This window comes from Pseudomonas sp. Con_6 (assembly GCF_059379395.1).
In genome coordinates this window covers 2,286,150-2,298,194 of the sequence record NZ_CM182011.1, presented here as the reverse complement: position 1 = coordinate 2,298,194, position 12,045 = coordinate 2,286,150, and the positions used below count along the sequence as shown (strand labels likewise).

At 64.6% G+C, this 12,045-nt stretch carries 10 protein-coding genes; 6 read left to right on the top strand and 4 right to left on the bottom strand.

Annotated elements, in window-relative coordinates; genetic code table 11:
• Positions 1 to 29: 29 nt before the first annotated feature.
• Entirely contained in the window at positions 30 to 662 is a 633-nt protein-coding gene (locus AC5QPF_RS10395) for a DUF998 domain-containing protein (protein ID WP_494963131.1), read from the bottom strand.
• A gap of 130 nt (positions 663 to 792) precedes the next feature.
• On the opposite strand from AC5QPF_RS10395, the gene AC5QPF_RS10390 reads away from it, so the two are divergent.
• A complete protein-coding gene (locus AC5QPF_RS10390; protein WP_494963130.1) occupies positions 793 to 1,659 on the top strand; it encodes a LysR substrate-binding domain-containing protein in 867 nt (288 codons plus the stop codon).
• 42 nt (positions 1,660 to 1,701) lie between these two features.
• Here the strand turns inward: AC5QPF_RS10390 and AC5QPF_RS10385 are convergent, their stop codons facing one another.
• The gene (locus AC5QPF_RS10385) at positions 1,702 to 2,349 is read right to left on the bottom strand and encodes a hypothetical protein (protein ID WP_494963129.1); all 648 of its coding nucleotides are present in this window, start codon (positions 2,347 to 2,349) and stop codon (positions 1,702 to 1,704) included.
• Between the two features lie 299 nt (positions 2,350 to 2,648).
• On the opposite strand from AC5QPF_RS10385, the gene AC5QPF_RS10380 reads away from it, so the two are divergent.
• A complete protein-coding gene (locus tag AC5QPF_RS10380; RefSeq protein ID WP_494963128.1) occupies positions 2,649 to 3,167 on the top strand; it encodes an isochorismatase family protein in 519 nt (172 codons plus the stop codon).
• A gap of 152 nt (positions 3,168 to 3,319) precedes the next feature.
• On the opposite strand, the gene lysA is transcribed toward AC5QPF_RS10380, so the two are convergent.
• Complete coding sequence (gene lysA, locus AC5QPF_RS10375) at positions 3,320 to 4,537, bottom strand: diaminopimelate decarboxylase (RefSeq protein ID WP_494963127.1); 1,218 nt, start codon at positions 4,535 to 4,537, stop codon at positions 3,320 to 3,322.
• A gap of 130 nt (positions 4,538 to 4,667) precedes the next feature.
• Between lysA and AC5QPF_RS10370 the strand changes: the two genes are divergently transcribed.
• The 4 genes from AC5QPF_RS10370 to AC5QPF_RS10355 all read left to right on the top strand — a co-directional run bounded on the left by AC5QPF_RS10370 (position 4,668) and on the right by AC5QPF_RS10355 (position 9,347).
• Positions 4,668 to 5,582: a LysR family transcriptional regulator gene (locus tag AC5QPF_RS10370; protein ID WP_494963126.1), complete on the top strand. Its 915-nt coding sequence runs from the start codon at positions 4,668 to 4,670 to the stop codon at positions 5,580 to 5,582.
• Positions 5,583 to 6,026: 444 nt separating this feature from the next.
• Entirely contained in the window at positions 6,027 to 6,353 is a 327-nt protein-coding gene (locus tag AC5QPF_RS10365; protein WP_494963125.1) for a DUF485 domain-containing protein, read from the top strand.
• Positions 6,350 to 8,008, top strand: a complete 1,659-nt coding sequence (locus AC5QPF_RS10360) for a cation/acetate symporter (protein ID WP_494963124.1) — start codon at positions 6,350 to 6,352, stop codon at positions 8,006 to 8,008. Before AC5QPF_RS10365 ends, AC5QPF_RS10360 begins: the two co-directional genes overlap by 4 nt.
• Before the next feature lie 94 nt (positions 8,009 to 8,102).
• Positions 8,103 to 9,347, top strand: coding sequence for an OprD family outer membrane porin (locus AC5QPF_RS10355; protein ID WP_494963123.1), 1,245 nt, complete (start codon positions 8,103 to 8,105; stop codon positions 9,345 to 9,347).
• A 70-nt stretch (positions 9,348 to 9,417) separates the two neighbouring features.
• Here AC5QPF_RS10355 and AC5QPF_RS10350 read toward each other — a convergent pair whose 3' ends face one another.
• Positions 9,418 to 11,991 (bottom strand): EAL domain-containing protein, encoded by a 2,574-nt coding sequence (locus AC5QPF_RS10350; protein ID WP_494963122.1) that lies wholly within the window; start codon positions 11,989 to 11,991, stop codon positions 9,418 to 9,420.
• Positions 11,992 to 12,045 lie beyond the last annotated feature (54 nt).

Sequence of the window (12,045 nt, the reverse complement as noted above, 5' to 3'; positions counted from 1 at the left end):
GTCATAACGCCCGCATGCCCCGCCAGCCTTCATCTCACGGCATGACTCCGCCGCAGGCTCATCCAGGCCAACACCGCCAGCCAGACTACCGCCACCCCATAGTTGAGCCGCTGGTACAGACCAAAACCATGGCCACTCTCCATCGCCCCGGCCATCAAACCAACGGTGACCAGCGACAGCAGCACGCACAGCAGCGAAAACCGCGCGAAGCCAACCGAATCCAGCAACCGCCGACCCAGGAAGATCCACAGCGCACTGGCCAGGATCAGCGAAACGAACATCACCAGCCCGGACAGGTTGTGCAGCTTCTGCGACAACGACGGCTCCGCCGGCAAGCAGCCCTGGTCACAGGGAAAGACCCCGGCGCTGATGCTCGCCAGCCCATGCGCCAACACCAGCAGCGCACTCACCGTCGCCAGCCCCGAGCCACGAAACCGCCGCAGCAGACCCACCGCGCAGAGCACGAACAGCACGCCCAGCGGCAGGTTGTTCACCCAGGGCGAAAAATCATGGGTCGGCGCCCCCACCGCTCCCAACTGACTCATGGCCAGATCGACATGGCTGTAGCCCGGGAACTGGCTGGCAGTCAGCAACACACCGAAAAACAGCCAGAACGGAATCAGCAGCCCGGCCCCCAGCAACACCCGATCGATCGTCCTCATGTGGCTCATCACTCCCTTGTTGTTCGAGCCCACATGCTAGTGACCCCCTTCCCACGATCGTTACCGAATTTTTTGCAAGGCAGCTTGCCACTGCGTCATCCTGTCGCCCCCTCGGCAAGGATCGCTTCAAGTGACACGACGTCTCCCCGGCACTACCGCCCTGCTCGCCCTTGAATCCGCCGCCCGGCACCAGAGCTTCGCCCGCGCGGCGCAGGAATTGTCCCTCACCGAAGGCGCCATCAGCCGGCAGATCGCCAAGCTGGAAAGCCAGCTCGGTGTGCGTCTGTTCCATCGGGTGGGCAACCGGGTCGAGCTGAGTGAACCGGGCGCCCGCTATGCCGCCGACATGCGCGAAGCCCTCGACCTGATCGAGCGCAAGACCCGTCAGTTGATCGCCGAGGCGCGCAACGACGCCGCTCTGGAAATCGGCGTGATCCCTACCTTCGCCAGCCGCTGGCTGATTCCTCGGATGGCGCGTTTCCAGCAGCGGCATCCGCGTATCCGGGTCAACTTGCGCGAGCGAACCGAGCCTTTCGCCTTGGCCGACAGCGACCTGCACGCAGCAATCAATATCGAGCACCCGGCTTGGAGCGGCCTGCGCGTGCAGCCACTGTTCCAGGCGCCGCTGCTGGCCGTCTGTCATCCCGACTTGGCCCCACGGGCACCAAGCGAGGTGCCACTGCTGCACAAGCATGAGGATGGCGAGCAGTGGTCCGAGTACGCACGACAGAGCGGCATCGACCTGCCGAGCGTCGATGGCGGCCCGCGCTATGACCGTTTCTCCCTGCTGATCGATGCTGCTCGTGCCGGTATGGGCATGGCGCTGGTACCACGCCTGTATGTCGAGGACGACCTGCGCGACGGCCGCCTCGCGGCACCCTGGCCACAGGTGGCGCCGTTGAGCGAGCGCTACGTGCTGGTCAGCCGGCCGGGAGAAACGTCGGCGGCGCTGGAGGACTTCCGGGCGTGGCTGTTCGAGGAGATCGACGCTCGCTAGCGGTCCGCACGCTGCCGCCCGGACCGCTGCGCAGGTGCGGGCCTACCAGGTACCGATGATCTCGTAGTGACCATTGGCAATGTCGACCACGAAGGGACGGTCCGGCACCTGCGGGAAGAACATGTGCAGGTTTGGCACATCGAAATGCACGTCGCGGAAAACGCCCGACAGGCGCCGGGTATTGTCGACCGGCGGCTCCTGATGGACTTCCAGCCACCCTGAAGCGGGTTGGGTCCATATCCAGAAAAACTCGCCGGTGATCGGGTGTATGTCTGCCAGCCCCCACGCCACCCAAGGCCGCGACCAGTTCTCGTTGGGGAGGGACAGGTCGAAGAGCTTGCCGTTATGGCGTTCGAAGACGTTGAAGTCGATCCGCTCGCCATCGATCTGGAACAGGCTGTCTGGCGGATAGGTCTCGCCGCCCAGTTTCCAGACCTCTTCCGGCCCGACTTCGTCTTCGAATTTGTCGGTGATTTGCGCGTCGATGAACTGGACGGGAAAATCCCGGTACAGGCCATCGGCAGTGATATCTGCCTTGAAGATCCCCTCGGTCCGCGCCGAAAGAGAGCGGCGCAGCGCCGGTGAGCGGGCCTGGTCGATGCGCAGGATGTCTGTCCTGCCGATCTGCTTGTGTTCAAGGACGCTGTTGATGTCGACACCGGACTGCCTGGCGAGAAACTGGAGATTCATGGCGGTGGCTCCTGGTAGCGGTGCGGCCAGTTTATGATCCGCAGGTTTTTCCCACACCTGACAGAAATATCAGGTAGGACTCGGAGGCAACGGTTGCCATTACCCTGCCATCAGCGCTACTGTCAGGGCCATGAACGTTCTGCGCAGCACCTCGACCACCACCACGACCACCGCCACCGGCGGGGGCTGCGGATGTTGCTGAGCTGCTGAAGCCAGATCCGAAAGGCCCCGCCAGCGATGGACGGGGCCTTTTTCGTTGGGGTTGCGGTGTCGCTGGCTTATCACAAGGAGCGATACCCATGGATGCACTCTTGATTCTCGATCTGCAGGTCGGCCTGGTTCATGGCCCGGATAAACCGTGGCGCGGTGAAGCGATGATCGAGGCGGTGAATACCCTGCTGGACAAGGCCCATGCCGCTGGCGCGCCGGTGTTTCTCGCCCGCCATGTGGGGCCGGAGGGTTCGCCGCTGGCGCCGGACGGCGCGCTTACGCAATTGATTCCAGAGCTGCGCCTGGACGGCAGCGAACGGGTATTCGAGAAGCGGCGGCCGAATGCCTTCGTCGGGACCAGGCTCGCGGAAATGCTCAGGGAATGTGGAGCGACGGGCGTGGTGATCGCCGGGATGAAGACGCAGTACTGCGTCGACAGCACCTGTCGCGCGGCGGGGGACCTGGGGTTCCCGGCGGTATTGGTGGCGGATGGGCATACCTGTTCGGATACGCCGGGGTTGAGCGCCGAGGCGATCGTGGCGCATCACAACGGGACGCTGGCAGGGGCGTTCTGTCAGGTGGTGAAGGCCGGGGACTGGCAGCTCTGAAGACTTGCCCCAAATCCTGAACACGCTACAAAACCCTGTGGGAGCTGGCTTGCCAGCGATAGGGCGCGACCTGACAACATCGTTGTCATTGCCGGCCTCGTCGCTGGCAAGCCAGCTCCCACAGGTTCAGTGCAAGCCTGAAGATCGGGTCGTTACAGGCCCTGTTCCAATGCCAGCAGATCAGCCAAAGGCTGCGCCCGACGGATCAGGCGAATTTCTTCGCCATCCAGCAGCACCTCGGCGAGCAATGGCCGGCTGTTGTAGTTCGACGACATCGAGGCGCCATAGGCCCCGGTGTCATGCATCACCAGCAGATCACCCACCTGCGGCTGCGGCAGCAGGCGCGGGACCAGGCCCTGGTCGTCCTGGGTGAACACGTCGCCTGACTCGCACAGCGGCCCGCCCACCACGCACGCCACCTCGGCGCGATCCGCCGCGTCCAGCACGCTCATATGGTGATAGGCGCCATACATGGCCGGACGCATCAGGTCGTTGAAGCCCGCATCCACCAGTACGAACTGGCGACTGCCCGCGCGCTTCACCGCACGCACTTCGGTCACCAGACGTCCGGATTCGGCCACCAGGAAACGCCCCGGTTCGATCTCCATGCGCACCGGGTGAGCCAGGAAGGCTTCAATCTCTTGCTTGGCCTGCTGCCAGGTGCTGGCGTAGCGCTGCACGTCCACCGCCACGTCACCTTCGCGGTACGGCGTAGATAGCCCGCCACCGATAGAGAAGGCCTCGATATCGTGGTCCAGCGATTTGATGGTGGCGACCATCGCCCCGCCGACCTGGGCCAGGTGGCCGTAGTCCACGCCCGAGCCGATATGCATGTGGATGCCCACCAGGTGCAGGCCATGCTGACGGATCACCGCCAGCGCATCACCCACCTCGTCGTGCCAGATGCCGTGCTTGCTGTTCTCGCCGCCGGTGTTGGTCTTGCGGCTGTGGCCGTAGCCGAAGCCCGGGTTGATCCGCAGCCACACGCGATGGCCCGGCGAGGACTCGCCCAGCTGGCGCAGCATGTCGATGGAACCGCAGTTGACCTCGACCTTGAGCTCGACGACACGAGCCAGGGTCGGCTTGTCCAGCAGGTCGCAGGTCAGCACCACGCCGGCCGGGTCGCCTTCCGGGCTGTAGCCGGCCAGCAGCGCGCGCTCCAGCTCGCCGAGGGACACCGCGTCGACGCGCACGCCGTGCTCGCGCATCAGGCGCAGGACATGCAGGTTGGAGCAGGCCTTCTGGGCGAAGCGCACCACGTCGAAGCAGGCCAGGCGCTGGATGCGCTCGCGGATGATGGCGGCGTCGTAGGTCCAGAACGGGGTCGGGAACTGCTGGGCGGCGGCGGCCAGGGCGGAAGGCGTGGTCATGGCGGGAAAGGTCCTGCGGAAAAGGGGAAGAACGCCATCATGCCGAAGGACGATCATTCATAAAAATATCTATTCTTTGTCAGTCCATTCAGTTTTGATATGCACCTTCATCGTCATCAGGTCCACAGCCATGAGCCTCTCCGTCCGCCATATCGAAGTGTTCCGCGCCATCATGCTGGCGGGCAGTGTCACCGGCGCGGCACGCCTGCTGTTTACCTCGCAGCCAACCCTCAGCCGCGAACTGGCGCGCCTCGAGAGCCTCACCGGGTTGAAGCTGTTCGATCGCCAGGGCGGGCGCTTGTTGCCCACCGCCCAGGCGTTGATGCTGCTGGAGGAAGTGGAACGCGCCTACGTCGGCCTGGAGCGGATCAACAGCCTGGTGGAGTCGATCCGCCGATTCGAGCACGGCCAGCTCGACCTGACCTGCCTGCCGCTGTTCTCCCAGACCCTGCTGCCGCGGGTGTGCAAGCGCTTCCAGCACCAGCAAAGCGGCATCGGGCTATGCATCAGCGCCCAGGAGTCGCCGTTGCTCGAGGAGTCCCTGAGCGCCCAACGCCACGACCTCGGCCTGACCGAAGGCGAACAGGTACCACGCGGCACCCGCGGCGAACGGCTGTTCAGCGCCGACATGCTCTGTGTACTGCCCGACGGGCATGCACTGCTGGCCCGCGAGCGGTTGGCGGTGGAGGACTTCCAGGGCGTGGCGTTCATCAACCTGGCGGGACGCGATATCTACCGCCAGCAACTCGATGAACAATTTCGCGCGGCGGGCGTGGAACGGCACACGGTGATCGAAACCACCAATGCGGCGTCGGTCTGCGCCATGGTCCGCGAGGGGCTGGGGGTAGCGATCATCAATCCGCTGAGTGCGTTGCAGGAAAGCGGGCGCGGGTTGCAAGTGCGGCGGCTGGAGGTGTCGATCCCGTATCGGGTGATGCTGATCCGGCCGGAGTTTCGCGCGTCTTCGGTGTTCGTGGAGGCATTTTGCGGGGCGTTGCATGAGGAGGCACAGGTGTTGATGGAGCGGTTGGCGCAGGCCGGTTAGCGCCATCTGGTAACTAATCCATTAAGCAGCCTGAAACCGGGCAGAAACTCAAAAGAACAGCCAAATTAATATAGTATAAATACCATACATAGCAGGTATTACTTCCATAAAAACTCAGGACTGTTATATAAAGCCCCCGGAGCCATCTGCGCCGCCTCCCCTCGACAAGGACGCGGCAACCATCAAGAGCTAACAATCAGCCGCCGGGTGCCACACATGTCGATACTTATCCTCGCCGCCAGCAGTCCGTCCGCGCGACCGTCCCGGGTTCGCGCCCGCCTCGTGTTCCGAACATCGATCCCCGATCCGTCGCCTCCGCGCGACTGAACCACCGCGCATTCACCTTTTATCCGGTGACGGGCCCCGCCCGCCGCCACGGCGCCCTGCACGCTGAAATCCATGCCGGACCGAAAAATCACAAGAAAAACCCAAGGAGCCCCACCCATGAGCGACACCGACCTGTCCCATGCCCAACGCTGCGCGCGGATCCGCGCCAACCCGAAATTCCACGACCTTGTGCGCAGCCGTTCGCGCCTGGCCTGGTCCCTCAGCGCCGCAGTGCTGGGCGCCTATTACCTGTTCATGGCGGTGGTGGCCTTCCAGCCTCTGTGGCTGCATGCGCCCTTGGCCGAGGGCGGTCAGCTGACCTTGGGCATCCCGGTGGCGGCGGCGTTGATCGTGCTGTCGTGGCTGCTCACCGGCTGGTACGTGCGCAACGCCAACACCCGCTTCGACGCGCTGAGCGCCGACCTGCTGGAGGAATTGAAATGAGCCGCCGCCTCTTCGGCCTCGCCGCCCTGCTGCTGGCCCCTACCCTGGCTCTCGCCGCACCGATCGTGGCGGAAAAACAGCCGGTGAACCTGCATGCCATCGGCATGTTCTTCGTCTTCGTCCTCGCCACCCTGGCGATCACCTGGTGGGCAGCGCGGCAGACCCAGACCACCTCCGACTTCTACACCGCCGGCGGCGGTATCAGCGGCTTCCAGAACGGCCTGGCGATCGCCGGCGACTACATGTCCGCGGCGACCCTGCTGGGCCTGTCCAGCCTGGTCTTCGCCAAGGGCTACGACGGCTTCATCTACACCGTGGCGTTCTTCGTCGGCTGGCCGATCATCACCTTCCTGATGGCCGAGCGCCTGCGCAACCTCGGGCGCTTCACCTTCGCCGACATCGTTTCGTACCGCCTCGACCAGACCCGCATCCGCACCTTCGCTGCCTTCGGCTCGCTGACCGTGGTGTGCTGCTACCTGGTGGTACAGATGGTCGGCGCCGGCCAGTTGATCAAGCTGCTGTTCGGCCTCGACTACCGCACCGCGGTGATGGTGGTTGGCGTGCTGATGCTGGTCTACGTGATCTTCGGCGGGATGATCGCCACCACCTGGGTGCAGATCATCAAGGCCGTGCTGTTGCTGGTGGGCGGCAGCACCCTGGCGCTGCTGGCGATGGCCGAGTTCGGCTTCAGCTTCGAAACCCTGGCGGCCCGCGCGGTGCAGGCTCATGCCAAGGGCTTCGACATCATGGGCCCCGGCGCCATGCTCGCCGATCCGGTCAACGCCGCCTCGCTGTCCCTTGGTCTGGTCTTCGGCATCGCCGGACTGCCGCATATCCTCATGCGTTTCTTCACCGTGCCGAACGCCAAGGAAGCACGCAAATCGGTGTTCTACGCCACCGGTTTCATCGGTTTCTTCTTCCTCGTGGTGATGGTGCTGGGCTATGCGGCCATCGTCATCGTCGGCACCGACCCGCAATTCTTCGTCGGGGGCGATGTGAAGGCGGCGCTGATCGGCGGCGGCAACATGGTGGCCATGCACCTGGCCAAGGCGGTGGGCGGCAACCTGTTCCTCGGTTTCCTCTCGGCGGTGGCCTTCGCCACCATTCTGGCGGTGGTCTCCGGCCTGGCCCTGGCCGGCGCCTCGGCGATTTCCCATGACCTGTACGCCACCGTGCTGAAGAAAGGCACCGCGACCCAGCAGCAGGAAATGCGCGTGACCCGCATCGCCACTGTCGGCCTGGGCCTGGTGGCGATCTTTCTCGGCTTCCTGTTCGAGAACCAGAACATCGCCTTCCTCGTCGGCCTGACCTTCGGCATCGCTGCCTCGACCAACTTCCCGGTGCTGATCATGGCCATGTACTGGAAAGGCCTGACCACCCGCGGCGCCCTGGCCGGCGGTTTCGCCGGGCTGGTCAGTGCCCTGGTGCTGGTGATCCTGTCGCCGGCGGTATGGGTCGCGGTGCTTGGCAATGCCAAGGCGATCTATCCCTACGACCACCCGGCGCTGTTCTCCATGCCGCTAGCGTTCCTGGTCACCGTGGTGGTGTCGGTGCTCGATAACAGCGCCCGCGCCGCCCGTGAGCGCGCCGCCTTCGACGACCAGTTCGTCCGCGCCCAGACCGGCCTCGGCGCCGCCGCTGCTTCCGCCCACTGATCGCAATCCACGGCTGCCCACCCTGTGGGAGCGAGCTTGCTCGCGAAGGCCCGCAAAGCGGGCCCGACAATTCAATAACAACAAGAGATCACCTATGTACCGCACACTCACCCCATTGGCCCTCGCCGTCCTCAGTTGCAACGCCCACGCCGCCTTCCTCGACGACAGCAAGGCCAGCCTGGAACTGCGCAATTTCTACTTCAACCGCGACTTCCGCCAGGACGGCGCCGCGCAGTCGAAGATCGACGAATGGGCCCAAGGCTTCCTCCTGCGCTATGAGTCAGGCTTTACCGAAGGCACCCTCGGCTTTGGCGTCGACGCCATCGGCCTGCTCGGGGTCAAGCTCGACTCCAGCCCGGACCGGTCCGGCAGCGGTCTGCTGCAGCGCGACCGCGAAGCACCGAAACGCGCGCAAGACAGTTATGGCGACCTCGGTCTGACCGCCAAGGTCCGCGCGTCAAAAAGCGTGCTCAAGGTCGGCACGCTGATTCCCAAGCTGCCGGTGCTGATGCCCAACGACTCGCGCCTGCTGCCCCAAGTGTTCGAGGGCGGCCAGTTGAACGTGCAGGAAATCACCAACCTGAGCCTCGACCTCGGCCAGTTGCGTCAGGTCAACCAGCGTGATTCCCAAGACTACGAGGACATTGGCCTGACCACCGGCGCGGCGAAGCAGATCGTCGTGCGCCAGACCGGTAGCGACCGCTTCGACTTCGGCCACCTCAGCTACAAGTGGAACGACAGCCTGACCACCAGTTACAGCTACGGTGGCCTGGAGCATTTCTACCGCCAGCACATGCTCGGCCTCGGCCACACCTGGGCGCTGGGCGACGGGCAGACGCTCAAGAGCGACCTGCGTTTCGCCCGCTCGCTGGATGACGGCGGCAGCAATGTCGACAACAAGGCACTGGGCGCGATGTTCACCTATGGCATCAAGGGGCACGCCTTCGGCCTTGGCTACCAGCGCATGAGTGGCGACACCGGCTTCGCCTATATCAATGGCGCCGACGCCTACCTGGTGAACTTCGTGCAGATCGGCGATTTCGCCAACAAGGACGAACGCTCGTGGCAGGCGCGTTACGACTTCAACTTCGCCAGCGTGGGGATTCCCGGGCTGACCTTCATGACCCGTTACCTGCGCGGCGACAACGTCGATCTCGGCGCGGGGCGGCCGGAGGGCAAGGAGTGGGAGCGGGACATGGATATCGGCTATGTGATCCAGAGCGGACCGCTGAAGAACCTGGGAGTGAAGTGGCGGAATGCGACGGTGCGCTCGACCGACTTTGGCAATGACCTGGATGAGAACCGGTTGATCGTGAGTTACACCCTGGCCCTCTGGTAGTCGGCGGACCCTATGGGAGCGGGTCCGGCGATCCGGTACACCCGCTCCCACAGGTTTAGCGGTGCTCTCTCTAACCCATCACCACCACCCGCTCCACCAGCCACTGCTCCAGCGCCTGCGGCGCCAGCGGTGGCGAATACAGGTAGCCCTGGGCAACCGGATAACCCTGCTCCTCCAGCCATACCCCCTGGGTCTCGGTCTCGATCCCTTCCGCCACCACCGTCAGGTGCAGGCTCCTGCCAATGCCCAGGATCGCATTGCTCAAGGCCCGCGCCGCTTCGTCGTGCTCGATGTCGGCGACGAAACTGCGGTCCAGCTTCAATTCCGACACCGGCAGACGGCGCAGGTAGCTCAAGCTGGAATACCCGGTGCCGAAGTCGTCCATGGACAGGCGAACACCTTGGGCATGTACTTCTTCGATGGTCTTCATGGTGCTGGGGTTGGTGTCCAGCAGGATGTTCTCGGTCAGCTCCAGGGTCAGGTCGGCCGGCGCGAGGTGGTTGTGGCGCAGGGTGTCGGCGATCATCCGCGGCAGGTCAAGGTTATGGAAGCTGGTCGGCGACAGGTTCACCGCCACTGCCGGCACCACCAGGCCACGACCACGCCATTCGGACAGTTGCCGGCACGCCTCGCCCAAGGCCCAGCGGCCCAGTTCGGCGATCAGCCCGCACTCCTCCGCCAGCGGAATGAAGCGCGCCGGGGAAATCTCGCCCAGTTGCGGATGGGTCCAGCGCGCCAAGGCCTCGACGCCGTACAGGCGGCCCGTGGACATCTCCACCTGCGGTTGGTAGTGCAGCCGCAACTGCTCGTGCTGCAGCGCCTCGCGCAAAGCGTTCTCCAGGGCCAGGCGCTCCTGGGCCAGCTTGTTCATCTCGCTGCTGAAGAAGCTGAAGCAGCCGCGCCCGCTGCTCTTGGCCTGGTACATGGCCATGTCGGCGCGGTGGAGCAGGGTTTCCACGTCGCAACCGTCGGACGGGTACATGGCCACGCCGACACTGGCGGAAATGGCGAACTGGGTGCTGGCGATGGACATCGGCTCACTGAGCAGGATCTGGATACGCTCCACCGCATCGGCGGCATGGTCGCCATCGCATTGCGGCAGGATCACCACGAACTCGTCGCCGGACAAGCGTCCGGCGATATCCGAGGCACGCAGTTCGCTGCGCATCCGCGTGGCCACCTGACGCAACAGCTCGTCACCGGCCGGGTGCCCGAGAGAATCGTTGACCTGCTTGAAGCGGTCGAGGTCAATGAACAGTACCGCCACCTGCTCGTTGTTGCGCGCCGCGCTGGCGATCGCCTGGTCGGCCTTGGCCTGCAGCAGGCTGCGGTTGGGCAGGCCGGTCAGGGCATCGTAGTAGGCCAGCTGGCGAATCCGCTGGCGGGAATTCTCCCGCTCCAGCGCCAACGCGCAGAGGTGCGCACAGGCGTCCACCAGACGTTGATGGAACAGTGCCGAGGCGACGTTGCGTGGCTGGCGGAAATAGAAGGCGAAGGTACCGATGGCCGCGCCATGGCTGTTACGGATCGGCGTCGACCAGCAACTGCGAAAGCCCAACTGACTGGCCAGGCCCTGGTATTCGGCCCACAGCGGGTCGGTGGTGATGTCGTCCACCAGCACCGACTCATTGCGCCAGGCCGAGGTGCCGCAGGAGCCCACGGTGGGACCGATGCGCAAGCCGTTGAGCTGGCGGCTGTATTCCCCCGGCAAGCTCGGCGCGGCCAGGGAATGCAGTTGGCCTTCGTCGTCGACCCGTAGAATCGAGGCAGCCAGCTCCGGGGCAATGCGCTCCACTTCCAGGCAGATGAGCTCCAGCACCTCGGTCAACGGCTGCTCACGGGCCATGGCTTCCAGCACGCGGTGCTGCAGGGCCTCGTGCATCTTGGCCTGGGTGATATCGGTGAACAGGGTCACGGTGTGCTGCAACTGCCCGGCGTCGTCGAACACCGGGTTGCTCACCACCTTGGCCCAGTAACGCTGGCCCTGCTTGCCGGTAACGATGTCTTCCCGTTGCATGGAGCCAGCGGCGTACATCTGGGCGTAATGCTCGGCGATGCTCTGCTCGTCCGTGTCCGGCGCCAACAGCGGGATGGGGCTGCGACCGAGGATTTCCTCCGCGCTCCAACCGAACATGCGGCTGAAACCGGCGTTGGTGTAAGCGATGCGGCGCTGGCCATCGCTGATCATCACCGCGGTGTCGCTGGCGTCGGCCACCAGGGAGAGCACGCGCAGGCGTTGCTGCTGGGCGTTCTCCTGGGCCAGGCGCGCGGTGATGTCGGTGGCGATCTTGAGGATCTGCGTCACCTCGCCATGTTCGTCGTGCACTGCGGCATAGGTCGCTTCCAGCCAGCGGCTGCTGCCGTCGCGGTGGATACGCTCGACGGTCCCGGAGCGGGCGTTGCCGTCCCGCAGGCGCATCCAGAAGTCGCCGTAATCGGGGCTGTGGACGAAGGCCGGAGGACAGAGGACGCGGTGATGGCAACCACGCAGTTGCTCCAGCGTGTAGCCCATCAGCACCAGGAAGTTTTCGTTCGCCCGCAGCAGGGTGCCATCCGGGGTGAACTCGGCGATGGCCATCACCCGGTCGAGGGCGGCCAGTTGAGCCAGCGACAATTCGATGGAACGGTTGTCCTGAGACGTCATGTTCTACTCAAAAGATTCCGACTGTGCACGGCCGGGTAAACCTGGAAGCCGGCG